General features: G+C 36.7%; 21 protein-coding genes, 1 tRNA gene and 1 other RNA gene. 7 read left to right on the top strand and 16 right to left on the bottom strand.

The features are described 5' to 3' along the window. Positions 1-13: 13 nt before the first annotated feature. The 13 genes from JNL75_03835 to nhaA all read right to left on the bottom strand — a co-directional run bounded on the left by JNL75_03835 (position 14) and on the right by nhaA (position 10,453). The gene (locus JNL75_03835) at positions 14-610 is read right to left on the bottom strand and encodes a LemA family protein (GenBank protein MBL7788947.1); all 597 of its coding nucleotides are present in this window, start codon (positions 608-610) and stop codon (positions 14-16) included. 92 nt (positions 611-702) lie between these two features. Beyond that, positions 703-1,470 (bottom strand): hypothetical protein, encoded by a 768-nt coding sequence (locus JNL75_03840; protein ID MBL7788948.1) that lies wholly within the window; start codon positions 1,468-1,470, stop codon positions 703-705. Between the two features lie 57 nt (positions 1,471-1,527). After that, positions 1,528-2,610 carry an endonuclease/exonuclease/phosphatase family protein gene (locus JNL75_03845; protein MBL7788949.1) on the bottom strand — a complete coding sequence of 361 codons (1,083 nt, stop codon included), beginning with the start codon at positions 2,608-2,610 and terminating at the stop codon, positions 1,528-1,530. Between the two features lie 5 nt (positions 2,611-2,615). Then, positions 2,616-3,290, bottom strand: a complete 675-nt coding sequence (locus tag JNL75_03850; protein MBL7788950.1) for a rhomboid family intramembrane serine protease — start codon at positions 3,288-3,290, stop codon at positions 2,616-2,618. After that, positions 3,283-5,115 carry a DNA mismatch repair endonuclease MutL gene (gene mutL / locus JNL75_03855; GenBank protein ID MBL7788951.1) on the bottom strand — a complete coding sequence of 611 codons (1,833 nt, stop codon included), beginning with the start codon at positions 5,113-5,115 and terminating at the stop codon, positions 3,283-3,285. The genes JNL75_03850 and mutL overlap by 8 nt, the downstream gene beginning before the upstream one ends. Positions 5,116-5,177: 62 nt before the next feature. Beyond that, positions 5,178-5,486, bottom strand: coding sequence for a rhodanese-like domain-containing protein (locus JNL75_03860; protein MBL7788952.1), 309 nt, complete (start codon positions 5,484-5,486; stop codon positions 5,178-5,180). Between the two features lie 17 nt (positions 5,487-5,503). Next, positions 5,504-6,175, bottom strand: coding sequence for a zinc metallopeptidase (locus JNL75_03865; protein ID MBL7788953.1), 672 nt, complete (start codon positions 6,173-6,175; stop codon positions 5,504-5,506). 67 nt (positions 6,176-6,242) lie between these two features. Continuing rightward, on the bottom strand, positions 6,243-6,599 hold the full coding sequence (locus JNL75_03870) for a hypothetical protein (GenBank protein MBL7788954.1): 357 nt from the start codon (positions 6,597-6,599) through the stop codon (positions 6,243-6,245). A gap of 52 nt (positions 6,600-6,651) precedes the next feature. Next, positions 6,652-6,987 carry a hypothetical protein gene (locus tag JNL75_03875; GenBank protein MBL7788955.1) on the bottom strand — a complete coding sequence of 112 codons (336 nt, stop codon included), beginning with the start codon at positions 6,985-6,987 and terminating at the stop codon, positions 6,652-6,654. 21 nt (positions 6,988-7,008) lie between these two features. Beyond that, positions 7,009-7,941 carry a hypothetical protein gene (locus tag JNL75_03880; GenBank protein MBL7788956.1) on the bottom strand — a complete coding sequence of 311 codons (933 nt, stop codon included), beginning with the start codon at positions 7,939-7,941 and terminating at the stop codon, positions 7,009-7,011. 3 nt (positions 7,942-7,944) lie between these two features. Continuing rightward, positions 7,945-8,457, bottom strand: a complete 513-nt coding sequence (locus JNL75_03885; protein ID MBL7788957.1) for a YceI family protein — start codon at positions 8,455-8,457, stop codon at positions 7,945-7,947. A 271-nt stretch (positions 8,458-8,728) separates the two neighbouring features. Next, positions 8,729-9,271 (bottom strand): YceI family protein, encoded by a 543-nt coding sequence (locus tag JNL75_03890; GenBank protein ID MBL7788958.1) that lies wholly within the window; start codon positions 9,269-9,271, stop codon positions 8,729-8,731. Positions 9,272-9,322: 51 nt separating this feature from the next. Beyond that, entirely contained in the window at positions 9,323-10,453 is a 1,131-nt protein-coding gene (gene nhaA / locus JNL75_03895) for a Na+/H+ antiporter NhaA (protein MBL7788959.1), read from the bottom strand. Positions 10,454-10,606: 153 nt separating this feature from the next. Between nhaA and JNL75_03900 the strand changes: the two genes are divergently transcribed. Together JNL75_03900 and JNL75_03905 are read left to right on the top strand one after the other, a co-directional pair. Then, positions 10,607-11,734 (top strand): DegT/DnrJ/EryC1/StrS family aminotransferase, encoded by a 1,128-nt coding sequence (locus JNL75_03900; GenBank protein ID MBL7788960.1) that lies wholly within the window; start codon positions 10,607-10,609, stop codon positions 11,732-11,734. Further along, on the top strand, positions 11,731-12,306 hold the full coding sequence (locus tag JNL75_03905; GenBank protein MBL7788961.1) for an N-acetyltransferase: 576 nt from the start codon (positions 11,731-11,733) through the stop codon (positions 12,304-12,306). Before JNL75_03900 ends, JNL75_03905 begins: the two co-directional genes overlap by 4 nt. A gap of 13 nt (positions 12,307-12,319) precedes the next feature. Here JNL75_03905 and JNL75_03910 read toward each other — a convergent pair whose 3' ends face one another. From JNL75_03910 to JNL75_03920, 3 genes are all read right to left on the bottom strand, one after another. Then, positions 12,320-13,045, bottom strand: coding sequence for a hypothetical protein (locus tag JNL75_03910; GenBank protein MBL7788962.1), 726 nt, complete (start codon positions 13,043-13,045; stop codon positions 12,320-12,322). A 190-nt stretch (positions 13,046-13,235) separates the two neighbouring features. After that, the gene (locus JNL75_03915; GenBank protein ID MBL7788963.1) at positions 13,236-13,541 is read right to left on the bottom strand and encodes a GIY-YIG nuclease family protein; all 306 of its coding nucleotides are present in this window, start codon (positions 13,539-13,541) and stop codon (positions 13,236-13,238) included. A gap of 49 nt (positions 13,542-13,590) precedes the next feature. Continuing rightward, positions 13,591-13,664 (bottom strand) — tRNA-Asn (locus JNL75_03920). Between the two features lie 167 nt (positions 13,665-13,831). On the opposite strand from JNL75_03920, the gene JNL75_03925 reads away from it, so the two are divergent. From JNL75_03925 to JNL75_03945, 5 genes are all read left to right on the top strand, one after another. After that, positions 13,832-14,758, top strand: coding sequence for a sugar kinase (locus JNL75_03925; GenBank protein MBL7788964.1), 927 nt, complete (start codon positions 13,832-13,834; stop codon positions 14,756-14,758). 8 nt (positions 14,759-14,766) lie between these two features. Further along, positions 14,767-15,171, top strand: an RNA gene (rnpB, locus tag JNL75_03930) — RNase P RNA component class A. A gap of 67 nt (positions 15,172-15,238) precedes the next feature. Continuing rightward, positions 15,239-15,466 carry a 4a-hydroxytetrahydrobiopterin dehydratase gene (locus tag JNL75_03935; protein ID MBL7788965.1) on the top strand — a complete coding sequence of 76 codons (228 nt, stop codon included), beginning with the start codon at positions 15,239-15,241 and terminating at the stop codon, positions 15,464-15,466. A 10-nt stretch (positions 15,467-15,476) separates the two neighbouring features. Continuing rightward, a complete protein-coding gene (locus JNL75_03940) occupies positions 15,477-16,220 on the top strand; it encodes an META domain-containing protein (GenBank protein ID MBL7788966.1) in 744 nt (247 codons plus the stop codon). A 3-nt stretch (positions 16,221-16,223) separates the two neighbouring features. Continuing rightward, entirely contained in the window at positions 16,224-17,891 is a 1,668-nt protein-coding gene (locus tag JNL75_03945) for a glutamine--tRNA ligase/YqeY domain fusion protein (protein ID MBL7788967.1), read from the top strand. The last annotated feature ends 116 nt before the right edge of the window (positions 17,892-18,007 follow it).

Below are 18,007 nucleotides of genomic sequence, written 5' to 3' on the forward strand. Positions count from 1 at the left end.
GACTAGCTAAAATTTATTTTTTCTCCGTTCCGAAGTCTACCTTAGGAGCAGTAGCAGCAGCTGCATCGGCCTGAAAAGGCGTTCTTGCTGTAAATCCAAACCAACCTGCATAGATATTTTGAGGTATTGATTTTATTAAAGTATTATACTCAGCCACAACTTCATTAAATCTATTGCGTTCAGTATTGATTCTATTTTCTGTCCCCTCCAATTGGTCTCTCAAATCACGAAAACCTTGATTGGCTTGTAGGTTTGGATAATTTTCTGTAATCTGCATTAATCTACTTAGTGCGGAGCCTAATTGTCCTTGTGCTTGTTGCCACTGCATCATTTGCTCTGGTGTAGCCGATGAAGCATCAATTTTCATCTGTGTAGCGCTGGCTCTAGCTTCTACGACCTTGGTCAAGGTTTCTTGTTCGAAGCTGGCTTCACCCTTTACGGTAGATACTAGATTAGGAATTAAATCCATTCTGCGCTGATAGGCTGACTGTACATTGGCCCATGCTTTGTCCACGCCTTCTCTTTTGGCTACCATATCATTGTATCCACAAGACGTCATAAGCATTTGAAAAGCGACTGCTATAGTTAATAAAAGACTTGTTTTTTTCATTGTTTTAAATTTGATTTAAGTTTAAATGATAAACGGAAAATTTGAAATTAAGTTCCGGAAATGTAAGGGAATAGCTACAGAAGGCTAGTTCGTTAAAATTTAACTTCTAAGTCCGCAGGATTTAGTTTTTGATTGAATTGAATAGTTTTGACTGTGGCTTTACCAAAAGCCGTGGTAAAAGTGGTCGGATAAGAATAGCCTTCTGGACTTTTGGCATAAGGACCATAGACCACTTTGTCAAACTTTTCTTGGCCTTCTTGGAAATATCTGGTTTCGACTCTTACAAGATGCATCGTTTTCATATCTATCAAGAAGATATGAGCCATATCATTAAAAGGGAGGGGCTGAACTATTTTTTTCAAACTAGGGTCTAGGTCCTCTGATGGGGGTGCGTCCACCGCTAATACAGGAGCCGTGATGGCCATGTTTCCATTCATATCCATACCTGGCTCGAGCATTTTCATAGGAGCATCTTCACGTGAACTTAGAAGTGGATAAAAATTTAACCATAATTTTTTTCTAAAATGCAATTCAGAGTTAGTTTCACCTATTTGCTTCTCTTTGCCACTCGCACTGATTAGTTTATAGCTCTGCTGATCAATAAATTCTATGGACTTGCCTTTAGGCTCTACCATTTCTAACTTATAAATCATATTTTCGAGAATCCATAATGTAGCCGGAAACTTGCCATCCTTAGTTTCAATCTCTAAATTAAGTTTTACAGACTGTATCGGCTTTAGGGGTTTTTCCTCCATTAGTTTGAATCTATGCTTTGAGATAAAATCTTTAGCATCTTGAGCGAAGGCAGTTGATAAAGTAAATACAACCAATAAATAGCAAAAAGTAATCTTTAATTTCATTTTAATTTTTTCTAATAGACAAATTTAATAGAAATAAGTTTAGCTAGTATTTAAATTTTATTGGAGATAACTTATCACCATGTGATGGTCAGATAGCTCCGTTTCGATTCTTTGATAGGAGTTTGTAATAATAGATGGCGATATAAAAATATAATCAATTCGGTATAAAGGAAGCCCTATAGATATTGTATGGGACAGTCCGAATCCCTTTTCCTTAAAAGCATCATTGCATTCCTTTGATAATTGTTGATAGGCGTAGGAAGCAGGTATATCATTGAGATCGCAGCAAAGAATAACATTCTCGCTCGCCTTTAGTTCTTCTGCTAGAATACCTACTTGTTCTTGTCTGTGGGTATAGGCGCCTAAAATTTTACGCAAAATATGCCAGGATTTTATCTTATCAATTAGTGAAATTTCCTTCTTTACATCTTCAATATAGTTTAAATCTGTATAATCTAAATGAATAGACTGCATATGGGCATTGAATATGGTATACTTTTTGTTCTCAAACGTCAAATCTGCACGAACACAATGGTTGAGGGATGATGATTTTTTACTAAGCGTTATAGCCTTTGAATTGGATAATTGATATTTGGATAGAATAGCCAGACCCCATTGATCGCCATCTTTTTGGGAGAATGTAGGAAAAAAACTAATATACTGATAGCCTAGCTTTTTCAGAGCATCAATATTATTATAGCTATTAGGGTTGTTATAGAACTCTTGAAAACATAACACATCTGCGTCTTGGGAATCAATAAGTGTCAGCATTTTTTGACGAGTTTCTTGATTTTTTGTCCAATTATACAAATCAAAATTTTTGACATTCCAACTCATTACTTTCAAGCCTTTTTTTTCTTGATTAAAATTTAGAGCTATAGAGTTACCTAGAAATTTAAATGAAAAAGCTACCAAAATGATGGCGCTAATAGCTATCCACTTATTTCGTCTAAAGTAAATAACTCCAATGGTCAGAGTTAAGAGGAATAATGGGAGAAAGAGCAAGCCAAAAGGTGCAAAAAAAACACTTAGACTTGGCGAAACAATCTGTGCTAACATGCTCAAAACAAAGCACAAGTAGATACCGAGAATAAGTAAATTCTTGATGCGTTTAAAAAACTGATAGATAGCCCCCCACATAATTTTTAATAGAATCTCCGTTTATCTTTGTTTATAAATTTCGTAAGAATATAACCTGTCAATATGCCGCCGAGATGAGCAAAATGAGCAATATGGTCACCTTTTAAATTTGCTAATCCTAACAGCACACTTATAATAACTGCGGCATACAATAAATATTTTGCCTTGATGGGAAAAGGAATAAAAAAAACATAGAATTCTGAATTGGGGAACAATAACGCTACTGCGGCGAAAATCCCAAATACCGCGCCCGATGCTCCAACTGCTGGCGACCCTACTATATGTAAAACGTTCAACAGTTGCTCTTCTGAGGGGAAAAATGTACCAACCTCAATATAGAGTGTAATTCCCTGCACGAGGAGGTAGAAGATCCCTGCCCCAATGCCACAAATAAGATAAAAATTGAGCACTCTTTTAGCTCCCCAATAGCTTTCCAGCAGCGAACCAACAGAAAAAAGCGATATCATATTGAATGCAATATGCATTTCATTGGCATGCATAAAGAAATGGGTAAAAATCTGATAAGGTCGAAAGTCTGGATGAGCTGGGTAGTATAGCCCCAGCTTAGAATTAAGTTCCCAACCCAATTCTGGAAATGCATACATCACTACATATCGCAGAAGAAACATGACTACATTCAAAATGATTAAATTTTTTACAGCAGGAGTGAGTCTATTCATAAAAGTGTTTTTCAATATCGTGGTAAGGAATGTTGTAGAATATCGGTTTGCCGCTCGGTGTTACATAATAATTTTCGACTCGAAATATTTGTTCGGACAGATAATCCACTTCTTCATTAGTCAAGGATTGACTGCGTTTGATACTAGAAATTTTACATATAGAGATGAGCAACGTTTCTTTTTTTGAATTTTTGGCTTTGAAATTGTGTTTAAAGTTTTCTACCAATTCTATCAGCAACTCCTTCTCATTTCCACTCGGCAAATCTGCAGGTATGCCCTGTATAGCAAAGACCTGATTGCCCATAGGACTGATATCAAAGCCTAAGTGATGGAGGTCAACCATTATTTCTTCGAGTACGAAGCTATCTTGAATAGAAAAATCTACACAAATCGGAAACAATAACCGCTGACTAGCAATTTTTTCTTTAAGGGATAGTCGAAGCATTTCATCAAACAAAATTCGCTCGTGTGCACGTCTTTGATCAAGCAAAAGCAGTCCCTGATTGGTAGGCAATACGATAAATTTATTTAATATCTGGGTAGCACGACCTATGATTTCTATATTCTGTTTTTCAAATGGCAATTCTACATTGGCTTGTTCTTTTTGCTCCAGACCAGCTATTTCTCCTGAGTAATACTCATTGTTAAGTGATTGAGAAAAAATAGCTTCCCAATTTTTTTCGTTTTGTTTGACAAATGAAAAACCTGCTCTACCATTTCCAGTGTTAGATTTATTCAATACTTCTACTTGATTCTTCATAGCATTCGGATTGGCTACGGCATCCATATTGTGAAAAACACTGTCGATGTTAAAATCTATAGAGGGAGCTATATTGAATTGCATCAGGGATCGACGAATACTCGCATTGATAAATCCATAAATGAGTTGCTCATCTTCAAATTTAATTTCCTGCTTGGTAGGATGTACATTAATGTCAATCAACTTCGGATCGATGTCAATAAATATGACATAAAAGGGATAATCGCCTTGACTTATGAGGTCTTTGTACGCTGAGAAAATAGCATGCTGGATATAATTGCTTTTTATAAACCGCTTATTGACGTAGAGGTATTGTTTGCCCTTAGATTTTGAATTGGCAGCAGTAGGCTTGCATACAAATCCTGATATTTTGAGAATATCAGCTTCTTCTTCTATCGGAACAAATTTTTCATTGTAGCTTTTGCCAAATATGTCTGTAATACGGCGAAGAGAACTCGCTGGGAGCAATCGATACATTTCATGGTCATTGTGATGCAGCGAAAATTCAACTTGAGGATAGGCGATAGCCAATCGACTAAATTCTGCTATAATCTGGGACATTTCTTGCGCATCTGATTTTAGAAAATTTCGTCTCGCTGGCACATTGTAAAACAAATTTTTCATTGCGAACTGCGTACCTTGTGGCAAACTAGCGGGCTCCTGTGCCTTCACTTCACTATTTTCGATGACTATTCTTGTTCCGAATTCATCGATAGCACGCTTGGTTTTCATCTCGACCTGAGCTACTGCCGCTATGGAGGCCAAAGCCTCTCCTCTAAACCCATTGGAATGGATACGAAACAAATCGTCGATAGAGCGAATCTTAGAGGTAGCATGCTTTTCAAAACAAAGTCGAGCATCTGTAACGCTCATGCCTATACCATTATCTATAACCTGAATCAAGGTTTTACCTGCATCTTTGACTATAAGAGAGATTTTTGTGGCTTGCGCATCGATTGCATTTTCCATCAATTCCTTGACTGCACTAGCCGGTCGCTGTATAACCTCACCAGCTGCTATCTGGTTAGATATGTGATCAGGAAGAAGTTGTATGATGTCTTGCATTACAAAAGTCAAGAGTCAATTAGACTCTTAATCTATTTTTAAAGGATAAACAAAAATAAGGATTATTCCACAGCTCCTTGCCAATTCATCATACCCCCCTTGAGGTTATACACTTTGTCAAAGCCTTGTGATTGGAGAAATAAACAAGCCTGCATACTTCGATTTCCACTTCTACAAATAAATAGATAGGCTTTTTCTGGGTCTAACTGGTCGAAATTATCATGAAACTCGCCACTATTCCAGTCATAGCCAACTGCTGCCTGTGGTATTTTACCCTCTTCTATTTCAGCATGGCTTCTGACATCGATGGGTATGACTCCTTGTGCTAATAGTTGTTGATATTCTTCTTCCGTTGCTATTTCTTTCAGCATATTCATTTTTATTATAATTAATCTCTTCTTCTACCCATAACTAGGGAAATATAATATAATAGCTGTAAAACAGAAGCTATAGCGTTAACCACATAGGTCATAGCTGCCCATTTCAAGCCGTCTTTTGCCATATCATACGATTCACCTTGAAGTCCTTTGGTATCTAACCAAGCTAAGGCTCTATTCGATGCATCAAATTCTACTGGAAGGGTTACTAAGGCAAATATGGTGGTTAGACCATAGAATGTGATTCCAATAATTAATGGTAGAGGACTCATTTGAAACAAGGCAAAGCCTATTAGAAGTAAAAAAGGCATTACTTTATTCGTAATATTAAGTAAGGGTACCATATTACTCCTAAATCCGAGCATTCCATAGGCTGTAGCATGTTGAACCGCATGTCCTACTTCGTGAGCGGATACGGCAGCAGCAGTGATAGTATTCGAACCATATACTATTTCTGATAAGTTGACTGTTTTATCAGTAGGATTGTAATGGTCTGTCAATTGACCTGGCGTAGAGATAACTTGTACGTCAAAGATTCCATTGTCTTTGAGCATTTTTTCTGCGATTTCCTTACCGGTCAAATTGAGTGGATTGACTACATGAGAATACTTATTCATTCGGCTTTTAAGCATCATTTGCACTAAAAACCCAGCGCCCATGGCTAGTAGAATTAAAATTTGCATATCTTGTAAATATTTATTTTCCCTAATAACAGAGACTAGGGCAAATTGGTTTCAAAAAAAAAGTCAATTAATTATCAGGACCGCAGGCATCCGTCCAAGACTTCACTTTGGTCAATATACTGTCGGGAAGTTTGGCTGCACCTTTGGGCATAGAACCATTAGCCATTACGGAGTAAAAATGTCCGTGATCAACAGCTTCTTTTACCCCTGCATGCGTAGTAAACTGATGGCCACCTGCATTGCTAGCTACACTGTGACATCCGGCACTATTGCACGAAGCTGTCATCAAAGGAGCTATGAAACTCTTATAGGATACTGTCGTAGTATTTGAGGTGGTACAAGAATCATGGCTATGGTTGTCTTTGGAGCAACCTAACACAGTTAGTATAAAAATTGTCGTTATGAAATAAATAGATTTGGTCATAGATATTAAGTTTTAATGAATAAACACATAAGTAACACAAAGATACTAAATATTAATTATTAGGAGAACAGGCATCTATCCAAGAAAACAATTTACTTTTTTCATCAGCTGTTAATGCAGGAGAACCAGCCGGTGGCATGGTATTATTATTTACTCTAGTTCTAATGTTAGAGCTTTTATCTTTTACGGTGGTATAAGTTGTTAGATTAATTCCGCCTGCGGCACTTGCATTGTGACAACCACTAGTATTACACTTATTATTGAGGACAACACTAATATCTGAAGAATATTTAAATGTAGTGGTACCGCAATTCGAGGTTGTATCTTTTGTACAACTTAAAATCGTAACTAATGAAACAATGGAAACAGCAAATACAATTTTTTTCATATTTAAAAATTTAAAGGTTTATTATTTATCTTTTAAAATGGTAAATACTCTGGAAATGTTGAAGCCGAGACGGAAATTGCCTTTGGTTGGATCTTCATTGCCTAGTGGTATAAATTGATTTTCCATAAGCCCTCCCGTATTGCTAAGTATGATATGAAATACGTGGCCTCCGGTCTCGAGCTCAAATCCTAAACCAATAGGTGGTATGTGTTTATTTTGGGATTGAAAGCCACTTTTGTTTATTAGCTGATAGTAATCGGCTATGATAGCTGCACGATTGCTTATTTTAGCACGAGCACCTATACCTATAGCATAATGCGTATTGTTATCACCCAAAGTTACCAGATTGCGGTGCACTATGGTAGGGGCTAGGATGAAAGAGATAGCATTGCTCATTTTTCTCGCTATTAATACTTGTCCAAAATAGTTAAATCTATGGGCTGCACTTCTGTCAAAATGTGTTACAGAACTAGAAGCTGACGCTGAAGGCATGGTGGTATATGTCAATCCTGCATTGACAGAGAGTGAAATAGGAATGGTTTTCTTATTTTGAATCAATATTTTATATTTGGAATTGGCGTCCCAAAGTTGATTGAGGTCATAAGCGCCTTTACTTCTTCCTATACCAATAGCCAATCTATCCGTCAATCCATAATCGAAAGAAAAACGAATATCCGATACATTTTCGAGTCCGAAAAAATTCGTACTACCCCCACCGGGTCCCGCCAGATTTCCGAATCTATGCGCTATACGAAAATCCAATTCTCCTTTTTTCACCTGTTCTATCGTGGTCAAATTGATAAGGCGAGTGGTTTTAAAGCTAGCCGTCACTTGATTGTCTAGGCTAGAGTCTGTTTGACTTTCCACTAATTTGGACAATTCATCATCTTGTGCGCTCAAGCTGAGAAATAATGAACATAATAGTAGTGTGGAACTAAATTTTATCCTATTCATAATTTATTTGGTATATGGTTTTAACTCTGCATTTACATTTAATTCTATCTCCTCTGCGATATTCTTTACAACAATTTTGGGTATTTCTATATTATAATCTACGCATTTTACCTTGAAGTTAGATTTCCCAATAATTTTATCCTGAGATACCGTTAAATTTACAGGAAGCTCAACTTCTTTCTTGACACCATGTATAGTCATTGTGCCTTTCAGAACTACTTGGTAGGTCCCTTCCATGCTAAGATCGGGTTTATTTGCAATCTGCCCTGTGAACTCAGCGAAAGGAAATTTATCGGATTCCATATAATTCTCGTTAAAATGTTCCTGCATCAGTTTCTTGTCAAATTTAAAACTTTTGATAGGTATTCGAACAAAAATTTTTCCTGATCCTGAATTAAAAGCGATACTGGCCTTGTCACTTTTGGCTTCAATATCTTCAATTACATTTTCTGAAAATAAACGTACGCTTGAATTTGCAGATGTCCAAACTTGAGCTAACAAAATTTGAACAGCCAAAATATTCAAGGTTAGTATAATAATTTTTTTCATTTAAGGAATTATTCTCGAAAAGTAGTCAATTTAATTTTATTTCAACCAAAGATAACATAAAGTTTTTTAAAACTTGTTTTAATAGCCATGATAAAGTATTTTAACTAAACTATTAATTCATAAGGAATTTATTATTATAATTCAAAACAAACTGACTAAAGCAACTTCAAATTTGCCCTCTACAACTGGAGTAGTTCTCTCTAATATAAGCTAAATGATATTTCACTAGAAAATACTTTTAGCCTTTAAGAATAAAATTGGCGTCAACAGTTACTTCTATGTTATCAGAAATATTCTTTCTCGTGACATTGGGAATCTTAATACTATGTTCGTGACAAGGAACTAAGAATACGGCTTTGCTTTCCAGCTTGCCATACTTCAACTTTAAAGTAGCCTTTACATCCCTCGGTGCTTTAACTCCATGTAAAGTTAGATATCCTTTTATTAATATTTCATAAGTGCCATCTACTTTAAGCTCAGGTATGTTTTGTATAACACCATCGTATTCCGCATAGGGAAATTTATCAGACTCCACATAGTTTTCATTAAAATGCTCCTGCATCAGAGGCTTTTCAAACTTAAACGACTTCATGGTTGCTTTAAAGAAAATTCTTCCAGTTTTCAAATTTAAAGCTCCCGCTGCAGTTTGTGTGATAGCTTCTATATCCTCAATAGGAGTCGTAGAAAAAAATCGAATTTTAGCATTCTTTGCCATCCAAATTTGGGAGGAGGCATCAAACATGACCCATGTCATAATAATAGTAAGGATGAGTTGTTTCATTTTTTTAAAATTTGGTATTCAAAGATAGAAAACTTAAAACTAATATTGCCTTTATTTACATACTTTGGATAAAACCAAGTATCCTATTAGTGCAGAAATAGTAGATGCTATGAGTATGGCAAGCTTGGCTTGATTGACGAATTGAACATTGTCAAAAGCAAGAAATGAAACAAAGATAGACATGGTAAAACCGATGCCACCTAGACAACCTACACCTAGTATATGCTTCCAGCTCATTGTTGTGGATAGCTTGGACCAACCCAATAATACTACAATATATGAGAATAAAAAAATACCTAAAGGTTTTCCTAAAACCAAACCGAGAATAATCCCTACATCTAAGGAACTCATCAAGGTCATAAAAGAAAAGCCTTCGATAACAAAAGCCGTATTCGCTAAAGCGAAAATGGGTATAATAAATAAAGCGACTGGAGTGTGCAGCGATTTCTCGAGTTTATTAGAAATAGAATTTTCACTTCCACTGCCAAATGGAATCACAAATGCTAAAAGTACACCACTAATCGAAGCATGAACTCCCGATTTTAGCATACAGTACCATAGAATCAACCCTCCTATAAGGTAAGGCCATAGAACATATATTTTTTTTCTATTCAGAATAAATAGAATTAACATGATAATCGCCGAGCCAAGTAGGTATTGCCAAACCAAGGTCTTGGTATAAAACAGGGCTATAATAATAATGGCGCCTAGATCGTCAATAACCGCCAAGGCTGTCAAAAAAACTTTAAGAGCAAGAGGTACTCTAGAACCTAAGAGCGAAAGTATTCCTAATGCAAAAGCAATATCGGTAGCCATCGGAATTCCAATTCCAGCCTGAGTAGTTTCTCCTCGATTCAACAAATAAAAAATAAGTGCTGGCAAGATCATACCTCCCAAGGCAGCGCCAAATGGCAACAAGGCTTCTTTAAAATTGGACAACTCTCCGTTATAAATCTCACGCTCTAGCTCTAAGCCTACCATAAGGAAGAATATAGCCATCAAACCATCATTGATCCAATGCTCTAAACTCATTCCTGCGAACTTGATGTGCCAAACATCAATATATTCATGACCTGAAGTGGAATTGGACAACACGAGCGAAATTGCCGTACATGCGATGAGTATGAGACCAGCTGATTTCTCACTTTCAAAAAAGTTTGTAAATATTTTGGTTATCCGCATGATTACTTTAACTTGGCGAAGTTAGACAAATAAACAGCTGCGTATTTTTAATTTAGGAAATTTTAGGATAGCTACCTATTAATCGTTTCTTCGAGATACATATCATCTATATTTTTTTTTATAAGTTTGCCTTCGAATTTCAAGTAATATTCCGTGAGAAAAATAGAAATGGTGGACCTAAAAAGTCAATACCAAAAAATTAAATCAGAAGTAGATCAAGCAGTAATAGGAGTTATGGAAGCGGCTACCTTTATCAATGGACCAGCTGTTAAAGAATTTTGCGATGACCTTGCTAGCTTTTCTGGCTCGAAATATGTCATACCATGCGCCAATGGCACAGATGCTATCCAAGTAGCTATGATGGCTATGGACTTGCAGCCAGGCGATGAAGTCATAGTGCCCGTATGGACCTATGTAGCGACAGCAGAAGTTATCGCGCTATTGAAATTAAAGCCCGTTTTTGCTGAAGTGGATCCTCATTCCTTCTGTTTAGATGTAAACCAGTTGGAAAGTAAAATTTCTCCGAGAACCAAAGCGATTGTTCCCGTTCATCTCTATGGTCAGTGTGCAGATATGGAACCAATTATGAAACTAGCAGCGAAACATAGTTTATTTGTCATCGAGGATACAGCTCAAGCTATAGGAGCAGTTTATACGTTTTCTGATGGCACAAAAAAACAAGCTGGCACTATAGGACACGTAGGTACTACATCATTTTTTCCTTCAAAAAATCTCGGTTGCTACGGCGATGGAGGTGCGATCTATACTCAAGATGAGGATCTAGCTAAAAAAATGAAAATGATAGCGCATCATGGTGAGCGTATTAAATATTATCACGATGTTATAGGCTGTAATTCTAGATTGGATACCATTCAAGCGGCGATACTAAAAATCAAACTCAAGCACCTCAGAGACTACGAGAAAAATAGAAACCAAGTCGCAGACTTTTACGATAAGGCATTTGCCAATCACTCGAATATAACGACTCCATATAGGGCCTCTAATTCTACCCATGTCTTTCATCAATATACCTTAAAGTTAAACGGTGTGGACAGAGATGCTTTGAAAGAATTTTTAGCATCAAAAGATATTCCTTCTATGATTTATTATCCGGTGCCATTGCATCATCAATTGGCATATAAAGAGAATCTGCAACCGGGAGATAGTTTTGAAATTTCTGAATCATTAGCTAAATCTGTCATTTCTCTTCCTATTCATACTGAAATGGATAAGGAACAATTGAATTATATTACTGAAACCGTAAAATCATTTTTTCTATGACCCAAGAAGGTGTTTTTTGTCACGAATCCTCCTATATCGATCAACCATGTAAAATAGGTAGCGGCACTAAGATTTGGCATTTTAGCCATATTATGAAGGACTGCGAAATAGGTGAAAACTGCAATATTGGTCAAAATGTAGTTATTAGCCCAGGGGTGAAGCTGGGTCAGCGAGTGAAAATACAAAACAATGTCTCGGTTTATACAGGTGTCGTATGCGAAGACGATGTATTTCTCGGTCCATCATGCGTATTCACCAATGTCATCAACCCTCGTAGCGCAGTGAATCGCAAAGAGGAATATGCTAGAACTCTGGTAAAAAAAGGTGCCTCAATAGGAGCTAATGCGACCATAGTTTGTGGAGTGACACTCGGCGAATTTTGCTTCATAGGAGCTGGAAGTGTAGTGACCAAAGACGTGGATCCCTATGCCCTGGTCGTAGGTAATCCTGCTGTGCAGAAAGGCTGGTATAGCGAAAAAGGCCATAGATTAAAATTTGACGACAAAGGTCAGGCCCATTGCCCAAGTGGAGATATCTATGAGTTTAGAGAAGGGAAAGTGGTTAAGATGTAAAGCTTAATAAATTTTATTTCACCTCTTCGGCACTATAATGAATTTTCATTACCATAGTGCCAAACATTTTCATAGTGACACTACATTCATAATTTTTGAGTAACCCCGAATTTTCAAAAGCTAACATATAAGCTGATACAGGTTCTGGACCGAGAAAATCATTCTGACTAACACTCCATATTTTTAATATACCATTGTCGATACTTTCTAATTTATTTTTTGTGTTTGTAGTTGTTTTTAAACCGTAGTTGTTTAGCTCCTGACTAGTTTGCCACTCATCTCCTACAGATATTGGTTTATCACCAAATTCCAGCACGCAATATTCTGCCATCTGCGGGGTCATTTCATCTTTAATCAACTTCCCATTCTTACCTATTTTAACTTTCAATTCTTGTCCTACAACTTCAAAGGTACGAGATAATTTTTCATCATCTTTAAATGTCTCTGGCTTGTTGCTATTTGCTGTTTTGGTTTTTCCTTTGTCAGTTACAGTTAAGGTAATAGAGTCAATAATCATATTAAAATCTATATCTTTTTCATTGACTTTTATAGCTATCAATCTAAAATAACTTTTGGTTTTAGAAACCGTAGGTTTTGACTTCTCATCCATGCTCATTTCCATGTCCATTATTGAAGTGGCTCGGAGAGTATAGCCAACGGGAGTATTAATTTGATATAGCTTTTGACTAGTAACTTGTAATGAAACTGTTATTAAAAAAAGTGTTAGAATTGCATTCATGTTCTTATAAGTTTATTGAATTGAGAGTCAAAATTAGCCTTAATATTTAAACTGACAATTAATTTTATATTGGGTTATACTCTTGCTGCTGTCTTTAAATGATTGATAAAAACATAATATTAAATAAAAAGCCACCTCATTGTGAGGTGGCTTTGCTCTCGCTGCTGGACTTGAACCAGCGACCCTCTGATTAATCCCGCACGTGCGGGACTCTAACCAGCTGAGCTAAGCTATCAGTTGGAACATAATTTGGATTGACTAACTTCTCAATCAATTTTCTTGACTTCTGCTTTTTTATAAATTTTTCTATCAATACAGCTTCACCTCTATTATCCGAAACTTTAAATACAGCTGCTAACTCCCAGTTATCATACTTTCCAGTAAATTTATCCAAATCATTTTCATTGTGCTGCTGTATTCGTTCCCATGGGTTCTCTGAATACCCCGTGTAATATTTATTAGCAGTCTTTGAATGAATAATATATATGTAAAACATAAGCGTGGATTGCTTTAAATAAAAAAGGAGTCCAATCTGGACTCCTTTGCTCTCGCTGCTGGACTTGAACCAGCGACCCTCTGATTAACAGTCAGATGCTCTAACCGACTGAGCTAAGCGAGATTTTTTATCTCTTTTTTTTTCTCTTTTTCCCTCTGATTAATCCCACATGTGCGGGACTCAAACGATTGAGCTAAGCGAGAAAATGCATTTTTTCAAAAGCGAGTGCAAATATAGGAGAATTCGTATATTTGCAAACATTTTTTTTAAAATCAAATAATCACTTAAAAATGAGCATACTAGTAGTAGGAACGATGGCATATGATGCTATCAAGACACCTTTCGGACAAACGGATAAAATCATTGGTGGGGCAGCGACTTATATTGCTTATTCTGCTTCTTATTTTCACCAGCCTATTAATCTGGTGTCTATTGTTGGCGGAGATTTTGATTTTCAAGAAATGGAAAATTTGAAATCTCGAGGAGCCGATGTGAGTGGCGTTGAGGTCAAGAAGGAGGGCAAATCATTCTTTTGGAGTGGCGTATATCATATGGATATGAATAGCCGAGACACCTTGGTTACCGATTTGAATGTCTTGTTAGAATTCAATCCTATTTTGCCAGAAAGCTATAAGAGTAGTGAGTATGTTTTGTTGGGAAATATTGACCCTGTGTTACAAATGAAAGTAATTGATCAAATGCCTAGCAAACCTAAACTGGTTGTATTAGACACTATGAATTTTTGGATGGATGTAGCTCTGGAAAACTTAATGAAAGTCATAGCTAAAGTAGATGTGTTGACTATCAATGATAGTGAAGCTAGACAACTTTCAGGAGAATATTCTTTGGTCAAAGCAGCTAAGAAAATCCTTACCTTTGGTCCTAAATATTTAATCATAAAGAAAGGTGAAAATGGAGCCTTGTTGTTTCATGACAACAATATTTTCTTTGCTCCTGCTTTGCCATTAGAGGAAGTCTTTGACCCCACAGGTGCTGGAGACACCTTCGCAGGTGGGTTTATCGGCTATATAGCTAAGACAGGAGATATCTCTTTTGATAATATGAAGCGAGCTATCATTTATGGTTCTGCAATGGCGAGTTTTTGTGTAGAGAAATTCGGAACAGAACGACTCAAAGAGCTGGATATCGATGAGATTCATGATAGAGTTGAAGAGTTTGTGAGTCTGTCACAATTTGATGTCAGTATAGAAGAATAAAAAAAACGTCTGCAAATACGACTATCGCTTGATTGAAACATATTAAGAGGAAAGTCCGGACAGCATAGAGCAGTCTACTACCTAACGGGTAGGTGTGTTGAAGTCAAGTTCAATGCAACGGATAGTGTCACAGAAAATAACCGTCCTGACATTTATCGTCGGGATAAGGGTGAAAATGTGAGGTAAGAGCTCACAGGTTTATCGGGTGACCGATGAATCGGATAAACCCTAGACGCTGAAAGACCAAATATATCTTGTACGAGGTAGCTCGCCTCACTCCTTTAGATGCAAATCTATTGGAAATCAAGAAGGGTAGGTCGTTAGATCTCGATGGTGACATCGGGACTAGATAAATGATAGTCGTCTGCCTTTTAGGTAGATTACAGAATCCGGCTTAGGTATTTGCAGATTTTTTTAGTTTTATAACCAATCAAAGGCAAGCTTTTTTTATAAATTTGCTAACTTTCAATTTTATACAATATGTGGGTAGAAGAAAATAATTTTTTAAAACGGACCTTTGAGTTTGCTGATTTCAAACAAGCATTTGGTTTTATGACGCGTGTGGCTTTTTTAGCTGAGGAGATGAATCACCACCCCAATTGGTCTAATGTTTACAATAAAGTAATGATAGAATTAACCACCCACGATGCGGGAAATACTATTACAGAAAAAGATAGAAAATTAGCCGCAGCCATTGATAAAATTTAAATTCGATTTTATGAAAAAGATTTTTGTATTTCTTGCTATTTGTTTATTTCATTTAGGAGCACAGTCTCAGATTTCATACTATTTGTCTAATAAATTCTGGAGACTAAAACATGCCGTTATTAATGGTAGAGAATATCCCTTAGCTGGAAATTCAAATGCACCTACCCTCCAATTTAGTGGTGGAAGTATTCGAGGAAATGGAGGTTGTAATGCCTATCATACTAAGTTTACTATCAATGGTAATTCATTACAAATCGATAAAATCATGTCTACTAGAATGGCATGTAACTCATTAGAACTAGATGAGTCTGAATATTTCAATGCTATGGCACAGTCTCACACACTTGAATATGAAGAAGGCTCTAGCGAATTTCGACTTATCAATACAAGCAATGATATGCTTATATTTTACTCTCAGTTTGAACGAAATCCAAGCAGCTATACCCCGCCACCATCAGCTCGTCGAGAAAGAGTAGTTCACTATGACGATGACGATAGACCGGCATTAAATAAAAAGCAGACGAGAAGAAAAGCCGACCTTGAGAAAAAACAAAAAAGAGGCAAGCTCACCAAAGCGGAGCGTCGAGAATTGATAAAGCTACAATCAAAAGCAAAACTAGGAAAAGTAAAAGGACGAAAGGGCAAATCTATAAAGGGCAAAAAAGGCAGAAAAGGTCGAGGCGAAGCACGTAAATCAAAAAAAGGAAGTAAGAAGACTAAAGCAAAAGCTTCTAAAAAGAAACGAAGAAAATAAATTATGAGTGAGTCTACTACCGAGAGTTTAAATTTTATTGAAGAGATCATCGCAGCAGATTTAAAAGCTGGCAAGTACTCACAAATTATAACTCGTTTTCCACCTGAACCCAATGGTTATCTTCACTTAGGTCATGCAAGCAGTATATGTTTAAATTTCGGTTTGACCAAAACATTTCCAGGATATACCAATCTTCGATTCGATGACACGAACCCGAGTACCGAAGAAACGGAATATGTAGATAGTATAAAAGAGGATATAAAGTGGCTAGGTTTTGAATGGAAACACGAGCTGTATGCTTCAGATTATTTTGATACACTTTATGAGTATGCAGTCAAGCTTATTAGAAACAATTTGGCCTATGTAGATGATAGTACTAGCGAGGAAATAGCCGCTATGAAAGGCACTCCTACTCAGGTAGGAAATGACAGTCCTTATAGAAATAGAACGGTAGAAGAAAATCTGGACTTGTTTCAAAGAATGAAGTCGGGAGAATTTGCTGATGGTAGTCGTACACTTCGCGCCAAGATAGATATGAAGCACTCCAATATGCTCATGCGAGACCCAATCTTATACAGAATAAAAAAAGCGCATCATCATAGAACAGGAGACAAGTGGTGTATATATCCTATGTACGACTTCGCTCACGGACAGAGTGATAGTATAGAAAAAATTACGCATAGTATTTGTACTATGGAATTTATTCCTCATAGGGAATTGTATGATTGGTTGATAGAAAAATTGGAAATCTATCCGAGCCATCAGTATGAGTTTGCTCGCAGAAATGTAAACTACACTATAACCTCCAAAAGAAAACTTCTTCAACTAGTCACCGACAAGCATGTAGAGAGTTGGGATGATCCTCGAATGCCTACCATCAGTGGTATGCGCCGTCGAGGTTATCCGCCAGTAGCTATTCGCAATTTTTGTGAACGTATTGGTATAGGTAAACGAGAGAATTTAGTTGATATCGGTTTGCTGGAATTTTTTGTACGAGAAGAGTTGAATAAATCAGCACAGCGTGTCATGGCGGTTTTAGATCCTATTCAGTTGACGATTTTAAATTATTCTGGCGATCAAATAGAAATGGTTTCTATAGAAAATAATCCAGAAGATGAACATGCAGGGATGCGGGAAGTGCCCTTTTCCAATAAATTATGGATAGAGCGAGAAGATTTTAAAGAAGTCATGGAAAAGAAATGGTTTCGCCTAGCTCCCGGCGCTATGGTGAGACTCAAAGGTGCTTATATCGTTAAGTGCATAGATTATAAAAAAAATGAACAAGGTAATATCACAGAAATTATCTGCGAGTATATCCCAGAATCGAAATCAGGCAATGATACAAGTGGTATCAATGTGAAGGGGACTATTCATTGGGTATCCAAAGCACATGCCGCCACAGCCGAAGTTCGACTCTATGACAGATTGTTTAAAGTAGAAAATCCTGCAGCCGAAGAAGGCGATTTTCTCGATTATTTGAATCCTGATTCTTTACAAATTATTTCGAAAGCATATATAGAGCCATCGCTCGCAAATGCGCACTTAAAGCAGAATTTTCAATTTATACGCAAAGGATATTTTGTAGTAGATAAAAACTCCAATGCAGATAAACTCATCTTTAATCGCACTGTAACGCTTAAAGACAATTGGGCGAAAGTACAAGGGAAGTAATATCTTTTGGAATCCTATAATAGCCCACCCGATAACTATCAGGTCGATACTCTCAATTCTACTAAACATTTTTGACAAAGGCATTTACCACAGAAAACATATTAAATAGTATAAAC

The sequence above is a fragment of the Chitinophagales bacterium genome (genome assembly GCA_016787225.1).
Classification (GTDB): domain Bacteria; phylum Bacteroidota; class Bacteroidia; order Chitinophagales; family JADJOU01; genus CHPMRC01.